The following is a 17,372-nucleotide window of genomic DNA, read 5'->3' on the forward strand; positions in this document are numbered from 1 at the left end:
ATCCTTGAAAAGCTTCCTGCTTTGAGCATCGCCTACAATGGCCCTGTCGGTGGTTCGCTTCCCTGCCCTGCTGCACCCTGGTAAAAACGGGTGGTAGGGTAAGCGAAATGAATGTCAGGTGCAGCCAGGAAATGTGTCAGCACATCCTCCCATATTAAGTGGGTGCTCTGGCGGCGGCGCATGATGCCGCAGAGGTAACGGGCAGTTATTTCGATGCCATTCTCACGGACTGTGGTATAGAGCTTTGGCTCCAGATCCTCATAGAATATAAGATGCCGCTGCGACTGCCGCTTTACCTGCAAAACAGCTGCTTCGCTGAGCTGCTCTGCATGCTGCCTCGTCACCTGTTCCAGAATTTCTTTTGCTTTTTTCCAGTTGCTTTCAAATGTGATGTTTACCGGAATCTCCTGCCACACAAAGGGAAACCCGTAGTTATAGTTTGCTTGCGGCACCGTAAACACCCTAGCATTTGGCACATTCACCACCCGGCCTGTTGCCTGGTCAGCGTCTACCCAGCCCCTGATCTCGTTCAGTGAAAACTGAAACAAACTGATGTCGATGACATCTCCGATAGTTTCTCCCACCTGTATGCGGTCTCCTATGCGGAAGGGGCGCTTCCAGAGAATATAGAGCCAGCCAGTCATACTCAGCAGAGGCTCGCGCAGCGCCAGCACCAGTCCTGCAGACAGAAGCCCCAGGAATGTAGCGATAGACTCGAACCCGTTGAACCATATGTTCGAGAGCACCAGGATAGACAAACCGGTGGCTACATAGTTGGTGAACCTCCTCCACTGATACTGCTTGCGTAAGTCTTTCTCGCGCCGGAAGATCGCCCATAGCAACATTCTGCTCAGCAACCATAGCGCCAGTATTAAAGCTGCCGTGTAAATCAGGTCGTGGTAAAACTCTGCTGTGAGCCCGGTCTTCCTCTCAAGCCAAAAAGTAATTCTCCGCATGATGCTTTGTTTTTCTTTTCTTTGCTTACGGAAATTAAAGGCGCATATGTTCATGGGTGGCCTGAGCCAGTTTTTATGCTGTACCTCCAAAGGATGCACCGGAGCCTGAAGTTTTATTCTGAGGCGGCAGAGGAGGGCTTTGCTTATTGATATTAATCCATCTAACTTGAACACCTGTTTCTGTTCAAAAACAGTTACTGACAGGAGCTTTATAAGCAGCCAGGGCAGACATTAAAAATCATCATCTCAAATTATAGTTAAACTTATGGCCGGAATTTCTCAACAAGCACAGAAGGAATACACTGCGGCGCCCTCGCGCAACTACGGTGGCCCTCTGGTTATTGTGACCCTCTTATTTTTTATGTGGGGTTTTATCACCTGTATGAACGACATCCTCATACCCAAGCTGCAGCAGGTTTTTACATTGCAGCTGTGGCAGGCGATGCTCATCCAGACAGCCTTTTTTGGCGCTTACTTCATCGTGTCGCTATTGTATTTTGTGTTTTCCATTACAAAGGGAGACCCCATCCAGAAAATTGGCTATAAGAATGGAATCATAGTGGGCCTGATAGTAGCGGCTATAGGCTGTGCCTTGTTTTACCCGGCGGCCAGCATGCTCAGCTATGCTTTTTTTCTGCTGGCGCTGTTTATACTTGCCTCCGGCATCACTATTCTGCAGATTGCCGCTAACCCTTATGTGGCCATACTTGGTCCACCGGAGGGTGCTGCCAGCCGCCTGAACATGACGCAGGCACTGAATTCACTGGGCACTACAGTGGCTCCCATTATCGGGGGCTACCTCATTTTTGAAGGTGTAAATGCGGTTCAGGACGCAGGCGCTGATTCTGTAAAGCTCCCTTACCTTGGTTTGGCTGCCACCTTGCTTGCCATTGCCGTGCTGATTAAGGTGGCCAACCTGCCACGCATCCAGAGTGAGAATGAGGAGCAGTTAACACCTGATGCGGGAGCCTTAAGGTACAGCCACCTTGTGCTGGGGATTATTTGCATTTTTATGTATGTGGGGGGTGAAGTTGCCATTGGCAGCGCGCTCATCAACTTCTTCAGGTTGCCGGAAATTGCGGGCCTGGAGGAAACAGCAGCAGGACATTACCTTGCCTTTTACTGGGGAGGTGCCATGATTGGCCGGTTCTTTGGTGCTGTGGCGCTGGCGCAGTTTAAAAACGACGTTTACAAGTATTTGATCATCGGCCTCATCAGCGCCATCACATTCTTCCTGCTTTTCAGCATTTATGGTATAGATGAAGCTCTGATTGCCTTGGGGCTGATTGCGCTCAACTTTGCTGTGTTGCTGTTAGGAAGATTCCTGCCAGGCAGAACACTTGGATTTTTTGCCGGCACAGTTATCGTGTTGCTTCTCCTGACGTGCTTTGCGACAGGCTCTGTGGCTATGTGGTCTGTCATCGCCATTGGCCTGTTCAACTCTATCATGTTCCCTACCATTTTTACACTGGCTATCGAGGGCTTGGGCGTACACACCAGCCAGGGTTCATCGCTGCTCGTAATGGCCATTGTGGGTGGCGCCATTATACCTCCGCTTCAGGGTTGGGTGGCAGACGCGTCTGGAAGCCTGCAGCTTTCTTTCCTGGTACCGATGGCCTGCTATGCCTATATCGTATACTATGGCTTTATTGGCTCGAAGGTGAAAAAGGTAGCAGCCTAGTTCGTTGCACCCATTCTTCAAAAGAAGCGCCTGCCGGATTGACTCCGGCAGGCGCTTCTTTTATACCATACTCAGTAGAGTAAGCTTGGTTGTGCAGGCGCAGCTGAAGCACCAAAAGCACAGTGGCTGCAAGGAGTTTGTCGATATCCTTTTAAGAAAGGAACCTCCGCTAGGGTGATATTTCCCGATGCTCTAAACATAACAGGCAGGATAAGTCAATCGCGCTAAAAATCTGCTAAACCTATACATTCTGCGCTTAAACATTTTTATCAGCTGAAAAACAGTGCAACTATGTAATGGCGCATGAATGCAGCATGCAATGCACAAACAGAAGAAGCATATCCTTTAACCCATTAATATGACACCTTCACATAAATATATAGTACATTCACATTATATTAGAAATTATTGATATTAAGTTTACATATAAGTATTCAGGAGTTACTATCTTTATTGCTGTATTATAATACAAACCGCTGCAGTATCAGTATTGTGTCTCTTTGGCTAACACTCATTGCACCTGAAATAAACCCTAAAACTTCATTTTCTATGTTTACAAATTTTGCAAAAAGATTTACATACTCTGTTCTTGCCTCGGCCCTGGCCTTTGGCTGTACACCTGAAATGGAACAAGCGTCGCCAAACGAATCTCTTAAAGTTGAGGCAGCCAACAGCGCCTTACTTGATGGCACAGTAAACCGTTCCGTAAAATTCAAGGGTGGGCATTACATTCTGATAAGCTCCACTGCTCTTCCTGCTGACTTGGAAAGCCAGGTGCGTTCCTTGAAAGGAAACGTCAAGAATATGATGAATGAAGTCGGTATTGCCGTTGTTACTTCGTCAGATCCTGACTTTGCGGCAAAGGCAGGTAAGATAAAAGGTGTTAGCACGGTTATCCGGGACCTGAATGTGCAGTGGTTTAATCCTGCGGATGAAAAAATGATAGCGTTTGATGCGGAGGCGAACTTTGGCAACCCTCCTTTCAGTGGAGATGATGATACTTACTTTGATCTGCAGTGGGGCCACACTGCTATAAAAGCACCAGCGGCCTGGAATGCAGGAGCTCGTGGAAAGGGTGTGCGTGTAGCAGTACTGGACAGCGGATTTGATACTGATCATCCGGACCTGGCTCCTAACATTGATTTTAAAGCCAGTATAAGCTTAGTACCCAATGAACCATTACAGTACGCTCTTCAAGGCGTTGGTAGCCATGGTACTCACACGGCAGGCACTATAGCCGCTGCCGACAATGGCAGAGGCATTATTGGCGTTGCCCCTGAGGCAGAGCTGATTCTTGTAAAGGTATTAGGTGATTCCGGAGTAGGTGATTTCTCCGCAATCTTGAATGGAATCATGTATGCAACACATCAAGGCGCCGATGTTATCAACATGAGCTTAGGTGTAGGCCTCCCGCGCAACGGGAAATACTTGCATGACAACGGCACACCGGATGATTCTTCTGACGACTTTATTGTGAGCGACACGAAGTACACGCAGGAATTGATTAACATATTCACCAAAGTAACCAATTATGCCGCAAAGCAAGGCGTTACCTTGATTGCATCAGCTGGCAACGATGCGAACAATGGCAACAAAGATCAATCTTTGGTATACATTCCTGCTGGCGCACCAAGTGTGATCTCGATTTCAGCAACTGCACCGCTGGCCTGGGCTTTAAATCCATTGACTGCCAACCTCGATTTCTTGGCTTCTTACTCAAACTATGGCACGTCTGATATTGACTTTGCCGCACCGGGCGGAGACATGGCATATAACGGAGAGGAGGTAGTCACTGTAGCCGGCATTACCACTTATGCATTTGCATTCGATTTAGTATTCAGTGCTGGAAGTAACCTGGAACCTGGCAAAGGTGGATACTACTGGTCAGCAGGCACCAGCATGGCAGCGCCACACGCAGCCGGTGTTGCCGCTCTGATTATCGGGCAGAACGGAGGCCAGATGGATCCGGCTCAGGTAAAAGCAGTGATGCGTGCCTCTGCTGATGATTTAGGCAAGCCAGGCCGTGACCCTTTCTATGGCTATGGCCGTGTGAATGCTTTTAAAGCTATAACAGCAGTACAGTAAACAATATTCTATTTTATAAGAAAGCCCCGGCAGGATTCCTGCCGGGGCTTTCTTATGTTGTGGCGCAGATACTAAAACCTCAAACAGGTATTTATTTTTCTTGTTACCACTCCATTGCTGCAGTTGCGTCCTGAAATTCCCGGAAAACAATCTGCCCGTTACTCTTACTGAGATACTCCCCTGCAATTTCCTTCGCCATGTTTTTCTTTTCCGGATTAGGCGCCCCGACGCGGGCAACCTTCTGTAGGCGGATGACAATCAGGTCTCCGGCAAACTTCCTGTTCATGCTCTTTTACTCCTCATCAGAAACCTTCTCTACATTATCGGTGGCATCAATAAACAGCTTTTTAGTGTCGTAGTGCCGGAGCGTATTCATGAGCTTGGCGATCAAAAACTATAGTTCTGCCACAGAAGTTCTCCTGCTATCGGGCCAACTTTCTAAAGTATATCAGTGGCCACTTCATAGTCAAGCACAATCAGCCCGTCCCGGTATAATGTCATTATTTAGCAAAGTATTTTATACTTGAAAGATACTTTATCCTCAGATTACCTGCTACATGCTAATTTGAATTTAATCCATGTAGAGCGCCTACCAAAGCCACACATTCAGGGTGACGGAGATGTACAGAGGATAATTGTCGTTTCTTTTACAGACAAGACCGATAGAAAAGAAACCTGCGGCGGCGGGCTGTAAAATCTGCGGGTTCCTGAAGAAGATTCCATTATGGTTAAGCTTGAATTAGGTGTATCGTCGATACTACGCCTACTACATAGGCTCCTTCCTCCCTATTCCTCCCAAAGAAAAAAACTGAAATTGGCTGTAAGAGCAAGTGTGCAGGCTGATCAGCAGGGGCATTAGGTGAAGAGAAAAAAGCGACAGGCACAGCTAAAGTGTTAATTTTGCACTCAAACTGCTCCAACACAACGACTATGTCACGTATATTTAGCATTCTGTTTTTAATATTTGCCATTTTGACCACGACCCAACTCTCTGCACAGGAACAGCCGCTCAAACTGGTTACCTGGCAGCAAATAGCGGCACTTCCTGTACCGCCTGCCGATAGAGTTATCTCTTATGGTGCTGACTCTTTGCAATTTGGTGAGCTACGCCTCCCACAGGGAGAAGGCAAGTTTCCGGTTGTCGTGGTGGTGCATGGCGGTTGCTGGCTGTCAGCCTACGACAGGCAATACATGGCGCACCTGAGCGAGAAGCTGACAAAGGCAGGTTATGCTACCTGGAACCTTGAGTTCCGGCGGGTAGGTGATACAGGTGGCGGCTGGCCGGGCACTTTCCTGGATGTTGCCCAAGGAACAGATTATGTGCGGGAACTGGCAAAGACATACCCGCTCGATACAAAAAAGGTAGTGGTCATGGGCCATTCTGCCGGCGGCCACCTGGCCCTTTGGCTGGCTGCACGCCGCAACTTGGCTAAAAGCAGCCCGCTTTACACCAGAAAGCCGCTGAAACTGAAAGGCGTTATTTCACTGGCAGGTATCCCTGACCTGGCCACGTATGGCCATCAGAAAGGCAGTTGCAATGAGGCGGTGCCCCAGTTAATGGGTGGCATGCCGAAAGACCAGCCTGAGCGCTACGCGGACGCCTCTCCTACTGCTCTGTTACCACTGCGCGTTCCCTCCAGGCTAATACAAGGTGCTCTTGACCCCGTTGTACCAGTTTCCCAAAGCCAGCAGTTTGCAGAACAGGCGAAAGCCAAAGGCGATGATGCCGCCCTGATTTTATTGGAGCAGGCAGGGCATTTTGACTTAGTAGTGCCGCATGCAGCAGTATATGAACAGGTAGAGCATGCTGTGCAGGACCTTATACAGCAGAAATAGATTTACATAAAATCTCGTTTAAACAAGCATAGGTCAGGGTCATTCCTTGTTTCCCTTCTCTACCTTCTATAGAGCATGATGAGGTGTCGCATTTTAACTTAACATAATAATGCAACTTAAAACTTATAATAAATAACGGCCCATTACAGTATTGCCTACCATGAACAGGTGTTTCCACTAAAGAAGTATAAAATTCCAATGCAAAACTTCATTACATTAAAAAATTTACACATTATTAACTATTAACAAGATTTATTTTTAATAATTTAGCAGTTAATTTAAAATATTAACAAACAACAAGCAGAGCTCCAGCGTTATTTTTACTTTTTATCGAAAGCATATGTCCCAGCGTTTGTCCCGCATTCCTTTCCTTTTACTCTTGCTGGTTGTAGCAGCCACGTTTGCATTTCCATCTCTTCCTTCCGGTGAAAGTACTGCAGAAATTAATGGCGCAGACACAGCCTGGATGTTGACTGCCACGGCTCTTGTGCTCATCATGACACCGGGGCTTGCCTTTTTCTACGGAGGTATGGTACGCAGGAAGCATGTGCTCTCGACCATGTTGCAGAGTTTTATTTGTATGGCTATTGTTACGGTACTCTGGATAGTGTTTGGTTTTAGCCTTGCCTTTGGTGAATCCGTAGGGGGTGTATTTGGCAATCCTTTTACCTTCTTTATGATGCGGGGAGTGATAGACGGTGCTCCCTGGCCTGCTGCCCCTACAATTCCGCTGTTGCTTTTCGCCATGTTCCAGCTGAAATTCGCCATCATCACGCCGGCACTTATTACAGGTGCTTTTGCTGAACGGATTCGGTTTATATCCTACACCGTATTCATAGGACTCTTTTTTGTCTTCATCTATGCACCGCTGGCCCACATGACTTGGCATCCTGATGGACTGCTTTTCAACTATGGCGTTTTGGATTTTGCCGGTGGCACCGTCGTGCACATGTCTGCGGGCTGGGCGGCACTGGCTTCCGCTATTTTCCTGAAGAGGCGGCGGGACACCAGCAACCATAAGCCGGCGCACATCCCCTATGTGATGCTGGGTACTGGCCTGCTCTGGTTTGGTTGGTTTGGGTTTAATGCCGGCTCAGCTTTGGGTGCTAATTCTTTAGCTGTAGTGGCATTGGCAACAACCACAACAGCGTCTGCTTCTGCCGCCATTGCTTGGATATTCTTTGATGCCATAAAAGGAAGAAAGCCATCTGCCATGGGTGTCTGTATTGGTGCAGTGGTAGGTTTAGTGGCTATTACTCCTGCCGCAGGCTTCGTTACGATACCCCACTCTTTAGCGATTGGCGTCATTGCCGCTATTGTCAGCAACATAGTGGTAGACTGGCGCACCCGCACTAGCCTCGACGATACGCTTGATGTGTTCCCTTGCCATGGGGTTGGGGGTATGGTGGGTATGATATTGACTGGTGTTTTTGCAAGCCAGGCTATTAATCCCGCGAATGAAACAGGCAATGGGCTAATCTTTGGGGAGACTACCCTGTTCCTCGTGCATCTGCTAGCCCTGGTTGGTGTCTCTGTCTTCGCATTCGGAGGCTCGTGGGTGCTCCTGAAAATTACAGACTTGATTTCACCTCTTCGTGTTACCCCAGAGGAGGAACTTCAGGGTCTTGACCTGAGCCAGCATGACGAGAGCTTAGACGATATAGAAGTACATGCTTCTAAGGAAGAAACAGAGTTGATATCCTCCTGAGTCAAAATAGCCGGACTCTCTTTATTTCTATAGCTCATCGTTTTTCTCCTTTCCCACATCTGCTTCCCTTTCAGCGCTGGCGGGTGTGGGTTTCCTTTACCTCTTCTGTTTCATACCCTCATAGCGCTGCCTGTATTAGCCCCGGAAAACCGCTTTAAAACAGTACCTACTCCTGTACCTTGTCTATTGTTTTACGCTTCTCGGTCTTAACCTGCTTGAAGTGGCTTGGCGTAAGGCCTGTCACTTTCTTAAACTGGTTAGACAGATGTGCCACACTGCTGTAGCCCAACTTATAGGCAATCTCTTTCAGGCTGAGCTCATTATAAACCAGCAGCTCCTTTACACGCTCAATGCGCTGCAGTATCAGGTACTTTTCTATCGTGATTCCTTCAAAAGAAGAGAACAGGTTACTCAGGTAATTGTAATCCAGCCCTACTTTTTCGGCGATGTAGTCAGAGGTATTCACATGAAGCTCTGCTTCCTCGCCCTTGTGCACCAGTTCAATCAGGGCTAGCTTTACCTGCTCTATAAGCTTTGTTTTGCGGTCGTCCAGCAGTTCAAAACCATTGTCCTGCAGTACTTCTCGTATCCGTTCCAGGTCCACTTCTCCCTCTTTTGCAGCTAGTTCAGCCTCCCCTAAACCCACTTGTATAACGGTATAGCCTAAGGCTCTAAGTTCTTCTGCCACTACCCGCTTACAGCGGTCGCAGACCATGTTTTTGATGTATATCTTGATAGTTGCCATAGTAGTTCTGATTGCTAGCAGGTAAAAGTATCTGTGCTGAGGTTGGTAAATGCTCCTATATAAAGTAATTCAACTTTCTGACTTCTGAAACAATCATGACTGCATTCTTGAAGTAAATACCTTCTTTAAATTTATAATGCCTGAATTAATTGCCTTTGTTTATACATCTTCCAGCTTAAAATGATATATTTATTGATTCTACCCACTAGTATGCGCTAGGTCATTAAATATAGCGTTAAATAAATATAGTCAACAACGAACGTGATGTCCATGACCTTTGATGTACCTGATTACCTTTTTATTTCCCTGAAGGAAGAGGAGAAGCTTCTGCACATGAAATGGCTCCGCAATGTGGTGAGTGAAGAATACAGGGCAGGCATTAAAGTAGTAAAGGAAATTATACTTCATCACAAGGTAGAACTGTGGCTGATTGACTCGCGGCTGATTGACAGCATCCTGTTTGCAGACCAACAGTGGATAAAGCGGGAAATTGCCCCTCTTATCAAGCTTTCCAATCTTCAGCGGATTGCCCGTGTGCTAACAGATGACATTTTCAATTACATCTCTTTTGAAAACATGATTGAGGAGGTTAAAGAGGAGCATGACATTTCGCTTGATCTGGCACAGTTTTCCTCTCTTGAGGCTGCCTTTGACTGGCTCCGAATGGACTAATGACAATTGCGGGAGTATTCTGGTGAACACGTATTGAGCTGCACCTGCACTGCTAAGGTTGCCGTATAGTGTAACCTCTAACAGGTCTTTTCTTCAGGAAATAATCCCGTTCAGCACAGCAAACTTAATAAGGGCTGCCGTATTTCTGGTATGTGTCTTTTCCAGCAGGTTCTGACGGTGTGTCTCTATAGTGCGTTTGCTGGTAAACAGCACCTCTGAAATTTCGGCATTGGTATACCCTTCCGAAATAAGTTGTAATACCTCCGTTTCCCGCTTCGACAGGTCTTTGTATAACTTTTTACTGCTTTCCTGCCTCATCTGGTAATGAGGTGCTTTCTTAGACTTGCTTAGAAGGTCCAAGGTAAGGGATGGGCTGATGTACTGTATTCCCCCTGTAATAAGCTTTATGGCAGATTGCATTTCCTTTATACTCGTATTCTTCAGTAAATACCCTGCTGCGCCGGTTTCCATCATCTGATGCACATACCGCTCATCATCCAGCATGGAAAGCACCAGCACCTTTACATCCGGGAAGCTCTTGCGCAGCAGCTTAAGGGTATCATAACCATCCATCTCTGGCATGCTGATATCGAGCAGTACAATGTCTGCTGGGGTATAAACAAGTAAATCCAGCAGTTCCCGGCCGCTGGCTGCCTCCCCGGCTACTTCTATAGTTTCATCTAGTGTCAGTAACGCTCTAATTCCTTCCCTGACTAATTTGTGGTCATCAGTTAGAACCAATTTTACCATATGTGTTTAAATGTCTGTATTACTAAGGTGCTAAGGCACCCGGGAAACAGGTTTAGAAAAAATTACCATTACAAATATAATATCTTTACTTCCTGTTTTGGAAGTTAAAACATAGAATTTACTCCAAAGCTACATAGGCAAATATAAATTGACACGGGCTTCGTCTATTCTGCTGGAACATACTTTACGTACTATAACCCATAGGTTTAAGTGTTTTCCGCTACAGTAATGCTAGCTCCAACTCATTATATTTGCTTTTAGAATCCCTTTCTACTCTTTGTTTACAAGTTAGTGCATAAAGCCAAACATAGGAATACTGGCCTTGCTGGCAAAACTCCATGAACATGAAAATTACTTTTTTGCGAAGCCCCTGCAAAATAAAAGGGAGTAGGATGGGTTTGCAAAGGTGAGGAAAAGGTAGCATATGAAAAAGGACACGCAGGAGCATGGAACCGGGGAGTTCATCGTAAAAGTAGAGCAGTTGGATAAAGCAGCGGTGATACGGTTTGCGGGAGAACTTGATGCGAATTCTGCGGTTGCAGCTGATGATACATTGTCTGAGGTTGTGAATAGTGACTTTGATCACCTGCTGATTGATTGCACTGAATTACGCTATATCTCCTCCGCTGGTGTTGGAGTGTTTCTGTCCTCGTTTCACGCCTGCGCTGAGAAAAAAGTCGATATTATATTTTATGGTTTGCAGCCAAAAATCAAAAATGTATTCGCCATACTAGGTTTAGGCAAAATTTTCAAAGAAGCCGCGACTCAGGAAGAAGCCCTAAAACTCACTACCTCTTCTTCCACCCCATCTCAACAAAGCTGAAAAAGCAAATCATACCTCTCTTTCATAACTTTTCCACTTTAAAGGTTTACCAATAAGCTGATACTGGCTAGTTGTAACTCGATACCTATTTTGGTTCTTATCTGCATGCCATGAAAAGCCAAAGCCTACCTTCAATAGGCAGGCTTTGGCTGATTGTTCATGTATCAAATGTATCAAATCATCTTCTACCTTCTGTTTATATGGCAGCTGCAAAAACCAATTTTACGGCATCAACAGAAGATAGACTTTGTTTTCTTAATTTAATAATCACGGTTAGGATCTCTGTTCACATAACCGCCCCTATCGGAGCTTGATGAATACCGTTCGTAATCATCAGATAGAATCGATCTGCCGCTATAGCCGGTGTTGCTTTTATTTGCTGAACCATATCCTCTGTTCGAAGAATCTCTACTTCTATCCCCGGCACCAGCTCCATTTCTTTCTATAAAGCTATTGGAGCTGTCATTCGCCCCGCCTCTGTTCGGGTTAGAAGAAGAGTAGCCGTATCCCGAAGAGGAAGTTAAACGGTCCATGTTGCCCCCACTTCCACTCATCGAGCCATAATCGGAGGAACCGCCAAAATCGCCGTGCGAGCTGTAGTTGGATCCGCCAAAGCGGGAGCCGCTGTAACCACTTAATCTCCCGGTGCCGTATCCTTGCTCAAACTGCGCATTTCTTTCCCGTTCCATATCACTCATGGTGTTGTAGCGGTCGGATGTTCCGGTAAATCCGGAGATGCCGTAGCCTTGACGGATATCACCTAAATTGCCTCTATCACCTCTGGTATTTTTGTAATAATTGCGTTCCATGTCGTAGTCACGGTTGCGGTACGCATCAGGACGGTCTCTGTCGGAGAAGCGGTCATTTTCTGAGTAGCGGTTGTTACGATCATTTCTGTAGTCTCTCTCGAACTCCTGCTTCAGTTCCCGGCCTGGCCTGTCATCGTGGTCATACCTGTCACTTCGGTCATAGTCATTTCGATTGTCCCGGTCGTAGCGGTTTCTATTGTTATCTTCGTAGCCGTATCTGTCTTCGTTGCTGTAGCCACCTCTGTAGTAGCGATCTCTGTCGTATCTTTCCATAGCGTTTGTTTTTTAAGTTAATAATTATTGAACATGTCATTTTAAACGGGGAGCAGTCTCTTCGGTTTATATCAGTGTCATCCGAAGTCGTTAATAATAAGGCCTGCATACAAGTGCAGGCCCTTCTACTGTTTATGATTTTCTATCGGTCTCGTCGGTCGCGGTTATAGCGGCTTCGGTCAAAGTCGCTGTCGCGTCGGCTGCCACGCTGGTCATAGTCCCTGTCGTAGGCCGACCTTCTTTCCCGGTCAAAGTTACCTTGGCCGTAGGTGCTGCGCGCACGGTCTTCGTCGCGGTTATTGTAACCAGTGGAGCCATACCCGGTGCTTCTATACTGGTTAAAGCTGTTATCGTACCCGGTACTGCCCCGGCCAGTATTTCCAAAGTCTGAACCTCTGCTGGAAGACCTTTCTATGCCGCCACGTTGGCGTGATTCACCATATCGGTTTGTATAATCACTGTAGTCGCGGTCATCGGCAAAGCTGCCGTAGTTGCGGCTGTTGTAGTCGGCGAAGTTGCCGTAGCCGTTTCGCACATTATCAGACTGGTTCCTGTCGCCACCTGAGTTGCGTGGCCCCTGCATGCGGGAAGATCCATAGTTAGAGTGCCCGTAGGAAGAGCCTCCGCCGTAGGTGCTGCCACCTTCGCCATAGCGGGTGCCTCCACTATAGTCACCCTGTGCACTGGAACCGAAAGTAGAGCGGCTGTAGTTCCTGTCGCGGCTGCCCTCGTTATGCCTTTCAGTATCATTGGAGGGAGTGTTTCTATCTGTGTTACGCTCGTTACGCCTTCCTTCGCGGTTCAGGAATCCTCCCCTGTTATCATTGCTGTTATCCTGCTGCCTCCTGTCGCGGCGCGACCCGTCTTCGTTGAAGTCGGCGTAGTGGTTGCGGTAATTGCGGTTGTTATCATCGTATCTGTTCATAGCTTTTGTTTTATAGTTATACTTACCTGTTTTAACGCGAGGCCTTGCTGCCTTGTTGTATTCCTGCCTCTTGCCAGTCCTGCACCTTGCCCTCCTTTGCCTGTACCAGAAAACCATAGAAAGGGCGCAGGCCAAACTCAGGCAGGAGGATAGAAGTATAAACGCTGAACAATAGCAAGGCAGACACATGGAACAACAGATTCACATTGGTACCTCCGGGTGGCACTACAAGCACTGGATGGGCACCTTTTATCCTCCGGAGGTAAAATCTAAGGGATTTACAGACTACTACACACGCTTTTTCAGAAGCGTGGAAATCAATAACTCCTTTTACAAGCTCCCATCAGCCGAAACATTTGCAAATTGGCGCGCGTCAGTGCCAGATGATTTCCTGTTTGCTGTGAAGGCTAGCAGGTTTATCACCCATATGAAGAAGCTGAAGGACCCGCAGGAGAGTATTGCCCGGTTCTTTAATAACGTGAATGCACTGGAGGAGAAGTTGGGGCCTATCCTGTTTCAACTGCCCCCGATGTGGGGAGTAAACATAGACCGGCTGCGCGATTTCCTGACCCTGCTGCCCCCCTACTACAGGTATACTTTTGAGTTCAGGCACCACAGTTGGTATGCCCCTGAAGTACTAGAACTGCTACGAAACTTTAACGTTGCTTTTTGTATTTATGAACTGGAATGGCACATGTCGCCGAAGGAGGTAACGGCAGACTTTGTGTATGTGCGGCTGCACGGACCAGATGGAAAGTATTCCGGCAGTTATCATGACGATGCACTGCAATACTGGGCATGGCAATGCCTGGAGTGGAAAAAGCAGGGCCTGCAGGTCTACATCTACTTCGATAACGACCAAAATGGCTATGCCGCCTTTAATGCAAAGCGGCTGCAGGAAATTGTACAGGAGCGTGAACAACAGTAAGCGTTTCAGGTTGTACAAGAGCACGTGAAAACCGGATATTACCACATTTTTCTATGTAAGCTGCCTTTTCGATATTAAATTTGCCTCTACAACATTTGTTGCAACAAAAATCAAAGTAATGAACAGAATAACAACCGATATATGCATTGTAGGTGCTGGTCCGGTGGGCTTATTTGCCGTGTTTGAGGCTGGCCTGCTGAAGATGCGCTGCCATGTAGTAGATGCGCTCCCTGCCGTGGGTGGGCAGCTCTCTGAGATATACCCGAAAAAACCGATATATGATATACCTGGCTTCCCTGAAATTTTAGCTGGTGACTTAATCAAAAACCTGGAGCAGCAGATTGCTCCCTTTCACCCTACTTTTACACTGGGTGAGCGTGTGGAGGACCTTGAGAAGCTGGAGGATGGCTCCTTTATTCTGAACACAGTAGACGGCACCGAAATAGCTTGTAAAGTGGTGGTGATAGCCGGTGGTTTGGGATCTTTTGAGCCCCGCAAGCCCGCCATCGAAAACCTCGAAAAGTACGAAGGCAACGGCGTGACCTATATGGTGCGCGATCCGGAGCACTTCCGCGACAAGCGTGTGGTGCTGGCTGGCGGTGGTGACTCTGCCCTGGACTGGGCTATATACTTGTCTGCTTTATGCAAAGAGATTTCGCTGGTGCATCGCGGAACTTCCTTCAGAGGAGCTCCTGAGTCGGCAGACAAGGTGGTGAGCCTGGCAGAGGAAGGCAAACTGAACCTGATACTGAAATCAAACGTGACGGAAGTGCACGGGGGAGATAAGTTGGAGAAGGTGACTGTGATGATGGACAATGCTACGCCTGTGGCGATAGAGGCAGATTATTTTATCCCGTTGTTCGGCCTGGTGCCAAAGTTAGGGCCGCTGGAGAACTGGGGCCTGGAACTGGAGAAAAATGCCATCGTGGTGAACACAGAAGACTACTCTACCAACATAGAGGGGGTTTACGCCATCGGCGACATCAACACTTACCCAGGCAAGCTGAAGCTGATATTATGCGGTTTTCATGAGGCTGCCCTGATGGCGCATAGCGCGTACAACATAATTAACCCAGGTAAAAAGTTTGTGTTGAAGTACACCACTGTTAACGGCATACAGGAACTAGCATGACAGATGCAATAAACATTTATGTGGAGCAGGAAAACGGGGAGCGCATTGCCCTCGAGGCTCCCACGGACATGGGCCTTTCGGTAATGGAGGTGCTCAAGGCAAACGAATTCGATGTGCAGGCTGTTTGCGGTGGTATGGCCATCTGCGCTACCTGCCACGTGGAGGTGCTGGAAAGCAATGAACTGCCCGAAATGAGCGACGATGAAGCGTATATGCTGGAAACGCTCCCTCATGCCACCGAAAGCAGCCGCCTGAGCTGCCAGTTGCGGGTAAACCCGGAACTGGATGGGCTGGTGGTGCGTATTATGCCGGAGGCTTGATAACAAGGAACAAGGGTAGCCTGATACTTTGACACGAACAAATAAGGCCTGGACAGTATATATCCAGGCCTTATTGTTATACATAGCTTATGTTTTTTACCACCCACTCGCCAGCACGTCGGCGATGTGCATGGTCTTGATAGGCTTGTTCTGTTTCTGAATGTAAGCTTCTAAATGCATCAGGCAGCTGCTGTCTGTAGACACAATGTAATCAGCGCCGGTGGCAATGGCGTTCTCAACCTTCTGCTCGGCCATGGCCGTGGAAATGGCCTCAAACTTCACCGCAAAGGAACCACCAAAGCCGCAGCAGGTTTCAACATCCTCCATTTCAACCAGTTCCAGCCCCTGCACCTTACTGAGCAGGGCGCGGGGCCCTTCCTTTATGCCGCACTCGCGTAGCGCGCTGCAGGAGTCATGGTAGGTATACCTTCCCTGTAGCGCAGCGCCAGGTATATCTGTTACGCCCAGCACATCGGTCAGGAACTCAGTGAGTTCATACACTTTTTTCTGCATGGCGCGGTACTTTACCAGCTTCGACGACTTCACGAAGATATCCTGGTATGCGTTGCGCACCATACCCACGCAGGATGCGGAAGGAGCTACAATGTAATGGGAAGTGTCATTGGAAAAATCATCCAGGAACTTGTTGGCTACCTCGCGTGCCTCGTCGAAAAAACCGGCATTGAAGGCGGGTTGCCCGCAGCAGGTCTGATTGGTGTTATAGGTTACTTCACAACCCACTTTCTCAAGCACTTTCACCATGTTCATGCCCGTCTCCGGGAAAAGCTGGTCCACAAAGCACGGTATAAATATATCTACAATTATTCTTCTAGCCATAGTCAGGAAAACACAGCGCCCGACTGCGTCATCGCGGATGCAAACGCTGCTTTGTTCAGGTTCAAATTTAAACCAATATTTTCGAAGTAAGCGATCAAATTCTCAGTGGGCATGTTGCCTACCAGTTCGTCTTTGGCCATCGGGCAGCCGCCATAGCCGCGTAGGGCACCGTCAAAGCGCCGGCAACCTGCCTGGTAAGCCGCCTCCACTTTTTCCTGCCAGGTAGCAGGTGTTGTGTGCAGGTGCGCTCCAAACTCTATACCTTGGAAGGCCGGTACCAGGTTGCCGAACAGATACGAGATATTCTCCGGGTCAGAAACGCCGATGGTGTCCGACAAAGAGATGATTTTTACCTGCAGCTTGTCTAGCTCCTCCACAAGCCGTATCACCGTTTCCGCATCCCAGGGGTCGTTGTAGGGGTTGCCAAAACCCATAGAGATATAAGTGACGAGGGTTTTACTGTGACTGTGGCAAATATCCTGTATCCGGGCAAGCTGCTGCATGGCCTCGGAAATGCTTTTGTTTGTGTTGCGTTGCTGAAACGTCTCTGACACTGACAGGGGAAAGCCGAGGTAGTCTATCTGCTGGTGCCGGGCAGCATCCTCAGCGCCGCGCACGTTGGCAATAATGGCCAGCAGCTTCGAGTGCGCTCCCTCCAGCTCCAGGTTCGCCAGTACTTCGGCGGTGTCGCTCATTTGCGGGATGGCCCTGGGTGACACAAAACTACCAAAGTCGATCGTGTCGAAGCCTACTTTCAGCAACTGGTTGACATACGCTATTTTCTGTTCTGTCGGTATAAACTCCCTGATCCCTTGCATGGCATCGCGGGGGCACTCAATAATTTTCATTTGATTGTAATTGGATGGCCTTGCCCAAAGATACAAATTTAGGG

The 17,372-nt window shown here is 47.8% G+C and carries 18 protein-coding genes; 9 read left to right on the forward strand and 9 right to left on the reverse strand.

Features of this window, described 5'->3' with window-relative positions:
• Nucleotides 1–32: 32 nt before the first annotated feature.
• Nucleotides 33–956, reverse strand: coding sequence for a mechanosensitive ion channel family protein (locus tag ACFS7Z_RS03425; RefSeq protein ID WP_377480936.1), 924 nt, complete (start codon nt 954–956; stop codon nt 33–35).
• A gap of 265 nt (nt 957–1,221) precedes the next feature.
• On the opposite strand from ACFS7Z_RS03425, the gene ACFS7Z_RS03430 reads away from it, so the two are divergent.
• Together ACFS7Z_RS03430 and ACFS7Z_RS03435 are read left to right on the forward strand one after the other, a co-directional pair.
• The gene (locus tag ACFS7Z_RS03430; protein ID WP_377480939.1) at nt 1,222–2,637 is read left to right on the forward strand and encodes a sugar MFS transporter; all 1,416 of its coding nucleotides are present in this window, start codon (nt 1,222–1,224) and stop codon (nt 2,635–2,637) included.
• Between the two features lie 549 nt (nt 2,638–3,186).
• Nucleotides 3,187–4,722 carry a S8 family peptidase gene (locus ACFS7Z_RS03435; RefSeq protein WP_377480942.1) on the forward strand — a complete coding sequence of 512 codons (1,536 nt, stop codon included), beginning with the start codon at nt 3,187–3,189 and terminating at the stop codon, nt 4,720–4,722.
• A gap of 103 nt (nt 4,723–4,825) precedes the next feature.
• Here ACFS7Z_RS03435 and ACFS7Z_RS03440 read toward each other — a convergent pair whose 3' ends face one another.
• On the reverse strand, nt 4,826–5,008 hold the full coding sequence (locus ACFS7Z_RS03440; RefSeq protein WP_377480945.1) for a hypothetical protein: 183 nt from the start codon (nt 5,006–5,008) through the stop codon (nt 4,826–4,828).
• 644 nt (nt 5,009–5,652) lie between these two features.
• Here ACFS7Z_RS03440 and ACFS7Z_RS03445 point away from each other — a divergent pair.
• Both ACFS7Z_RS03445 and ACFS7Z_RS03450 read left to right on the forward strand, forming a co-directional pair.
• A complete protein-coding gene (locus ACFS7Z_RS03445; RefSeq protein WP_377480948.1) occupies nt 5,653–6,558 on the forward strand; it encodes an alpha/beta hydrolase family protein in 906 nt (301 codons plus the stop codon).
• Between the two features lie 340 nt (nt 6,559–6,898).
• Nucleotides 6,899–8,266, forward strand: coding sequence for an ammonium transporter (locus ACFS7Z_RS03450; RefSeq protein WP_377480951.1), 1,368 nt, complete (start codon nt 6,899–6,901; stop codon nt 8,264–8,266).
• A gap of 166 nt (nt 8,267–8,432) precedes the next feature.
• Here ACFS7Z_RS03450 and ACFS7Z_RS03455 read toward each other — a convergent pair whose 3' ends face one another.
• Nucleotides 8,433–9,011 (reverse strand): AraC family transcriptional regulator, encoded by a 579-nt coding sequence (locus ACFS7Z_RS03455; RefSeq protein WP_377480954.1) that lies wholly within the window; start codon nt 9,009–9,011, stop codon nt 8,433–8,435.
• Between the two features lie 264 nt (nt 9,012–9,275).
• Here ACFS7Z_RS03455 and ACFS7Z_RS03460 point away from each other — a divergent pair, with 264 nt between their 5' ends.
• Complete coding sequence (locus ACFS7Z_RS03460) at nt 9,276–9,683, forward strand: hypothetical protein (protein WP_377480956.1); 408 nt, start codon at nt 9,276–9,278, stop codon at nt 9,681–9,683.
• Nucleotides 9,684–9,776: 93 nt separating this feature from the next.
• Here the strand turns inward: ACFS7Z_RS03460 and ACFS7Z_RS03465 are convergent, their stop codons facing one another.
• Nucleotides 9,777–10,433 (reverse strand): response regulator transcription factor, encoded by a 657-nt coding sequence (locus ACFS7Z_RS03465; protein ID WP_377480959.1) that lies wholly within the window; start codon nt 10,431–10,433, stop codon nt 9,777–9,779.
• A 424-nt stretch (nt 10,434–10,857) separates the two neighbouring features.
• Between ACFS7Z_RS03465 and ACFS7Z_RS03470 the strand changes: the two genes are divergently transcribed.
• Nucleotides 10,858–11,256: an STAS domain-containing protein gene (locus ACFS7Z_RS03470; RefSeq protein WP_377480962.1), complete on the forward strand. Its 399-nt coding sequence runs from the start codon at nt 10,858–10,860 to the stop codon at nt 11,254–11,256.
• Between the two features lie 260 nt (nt 11,257–11,516).
• Here ACFS7Z_RS03470 and ACFS7Z_RS03475 read toward each other — a convergent pair whose 3' ends face one another.
• From ACFS7Z_RS03475 to ACFS7Z_RS03485, 3 genes are all read right to left on the reverse strand, one after another.
• On the reverse strand, nt 11,517–12,338 hold the full coding sequence (locus ACFS7Z_RS03475; RefSeq protein WP_377480966.1) for a hypothetical protein: 822 nt from the start codon (nt 12,336–12,338) through the stop codon (nt 11,517–11,519).
• 142 nt (nt 12,339–12,480) lie between these two features.
• Nucleotides 12,481–13,263 (reverse strand): hypothetical protein, encoded by a 783-nt coding sequence (locus ACFS7Z_RS03480; RefSeq protein WP_377480969.1) that lies wholly within the window; start codon nt 13,261–13,263, stop codon nt 12,481–12,483.
• A 31-nt stretch (nt 13,264–13,294) separates the two neighbouring features.
• Nucleotides 13,295–13,468 (reverse strand): hypothetical protein, encoded by a 174-nt coding sequence (locus ACFS7Z_RS03485; protein WP_377480972.1) that lies wholly within the window; start codon nt 13,466–13,468, stop codon nt 13,295–13,297.
• Between ACFS7Z_RS03485 and ACFS7Z_RS03490 the strand changes: the two genes are divergently transcribed.
• From ACFS7Z_RS03490 to ACFS7Z_RS03500, 3 genes are all read left to right on the forward strand, one after another.
• On the forward strand, nt 13,451–14,191 hold the full coding sequence (locus tag ACFS7Z_RS03490; RefSeq protein WP_377480975.1) for a DUF72 domain-containing protein: 741 nt from the start codon (nt 13,451–13,453) through the stop codon (nt 14,189–14,191). The genes ACFS7Z_RS03485 and ACFS7Z_RS03490 overlap by 18 nt on opposite strands.
• Before the next feature lie 118 nt (nt 14,192–14,309).
• Nucleotides 14,310–15,323, forward strand: a complete 1,014-nt coding sequence (locus ACFS7Z_RS03495) for an NAD(P)/FAD-dependent oxidoreductase (RefSeq protein WP_377480978.1) — start codon at nt 14,310–14,312, stop codon at nt 15,321–15,323.
• A complete protein-coding gene (locus ACFS7Z_RS03500) occupies nt 15,320–15,643 on the forward strand; it encodes a 2Fe-2S iron-sulfur cluster-binding protein (protein WP_377480982.1) in 324 nt (107 codons plus the stop codon). Before ACFS7Z_RS03495 ends, ACFS7Z_RS03500 begins: the two co-directional genes overlap by 4 nt.
• A 96-nt stretch (nt 15,644–15,739) precedes the next feature.
• Here the strand turns inward: ACFS7Z_RS03500 and ACFS7Z_RS03505 are convergent, their stop codons facing one another.
• Together ACFS7Z_RS03505 and ACFS7Z_RS03510 are read right to left on the reverse strand one after the other, a co-directional pair.
• Nucleotides 15,740–16,480 carry a (Fe-S)-binding protein gene (locus ACFS7Z_RS03505; RefSeq protein ID WP_377480985.1) on the reverse strand — a complete coding sequence of 247 codons (741 nt, stop codon included), beginning with the start codon at nt 16,478–16,480 and terminating at the stop codon, nt 15,740–15,742.
• A gap of 2 nt (nt 16,481–16,482) precedes the next feature.
• Nucleotides 16,483–17,328, reverse strand: coding sequence for a hydroxymethylglutaryl-CoA lyase (locus tag ACFS7Z_RS03510; protein ID WP_377480988.1), 846 nt, complete (start codon nt 17,326–17,328; stop codon nt 16,483–16,485).
• Nucleotides 17,329–17,372 lie beyond the last annotated feature (44 nt).

This window comes from Pontibacter toksunensis (assembly GCF_042686245.1).
Taxonomy (GTDB): Bacteria; Bacteroidota; Bacteroidia; order Cytophagales; family Hymenobacteraceae; genus Pontibacter; species Pontibacter toksunensis.

Coding starts and splice junctions, on each gene's coding strand:
- ACFS7Z_RS03425 (WP_377480936.1), bottom strand. CDS start 956: ATGCGGAGAATTACTTTTTGGCTTGAGAGGAAGACCGGGCTCACAGCA.
- ACFS7Z_RS03430 (WP_377480939.1), top strand. CDS start 1,222: ATGGCCGGAATTTCTCAACAAGCACAGAAGGAATACACTGCGGCGCCC.
- ACFS7Z_RS03435 (WP_377480942.1), top strand. CDS start 3,187: ATGTTTACAAATTTTGCAAAAAGATTTACATACTCTGTTCTTGCCTCG.
- ACFS7Z_RS03440 (WP_377480945.1), bottom strand. CDS start 5,008: ATGAACAGGAAGTTTGCCGGAGACCTGATTGTCATCCGCCTACAGAAG.
- ACFS7Z_RS03445 (WP_377480948.1), top strand. CDS start 5,653: ATGTCACGTATATTTAGCATTCTGTTTTTAATATTTGCCATTTTGACC.
- ACFS7Z_RS03450 (WP_377480951.1), top strand. CDS start 6,899: ATGTCCCAGCGTTTGTCCCGCATTCCTTTCCTTTTACTCTTGCTGGTT.
- ACFS7Z_RS03455 (WP_377480954.1), bottom strand. CDS start 9,011: ATGGCAACTATCAAGATATACATCAAAAACATGGTCTGCGACCGCTGT.
- ACFS7Z_RS03460 (WP_377480956.1), top strand. CDS start 9,276: ATGTCCATGACCTTTGATGTACCTGATTACCTTTTTATTTCCCTGAAG.
- ACFS7Z_RS03465 (WP_377480959.1), bottom strand. CDS start 10,433: ATGGTAAAATTGGTTCTAACTGATGACCACAAATTAGTCAGGGAAGGA.
- ACFS7Z_RS03470 (WP_377480962.1), top strand. CDS start 10,858: ATGAAAAAGGACACGCAGGAGCATGGAACCGGGGAGTTCATCGTAAAA.
- ACFS7Z_RS03475 (WP_377480966.1), bottom strand. CDS start 12,338: ATGGAAAGATACGACAGAGATCGCTACTACAGAGGTGGCTACAGCAAC.
- ACFS7Z_RS03480 (WP_377480969.1), bottom strand. CDS start 13,263: ATGAACAGATACGATGATAACAACCGCAATTACCGCAACCACTACGCC.
- ACFS7Z_RS03490 (WP_377480975.1), top strand. CDS start 13,451: ATGGAACAACAGATTCACATTGGTACCTCCGGGTGGCACTACAAGCAC.
- ACFS7Z_RS03495 (WP_377480978.1), top strand. CDS start 14,310: ATGAACAGAATAACAACCGATATATGCATTGTAGGTGCTGGTCCGGTG.
- ACFS7Z_RS03500 (WP_377480982.1), top strand. CDS start 15,320: ATGACAGATGCAATAAACATTTATGTGGAGCAGGAAAACGGGGAGCGC.
- ACFS7Z_RS03505 (WP_377480985.1), bottom strand. CDS start 16,480: ATGGCTAGAAGAATAATTGTAGATATATTTATACCGTGCTTTGTGGAC.
- ACFS7Z_RS03510 (WP_377480988.1), bottom strand. CDS start 17,328: ATGAAAATTATTGAGTGCCCCCGCGATGCCATGCAAGGGATCAGGGAG.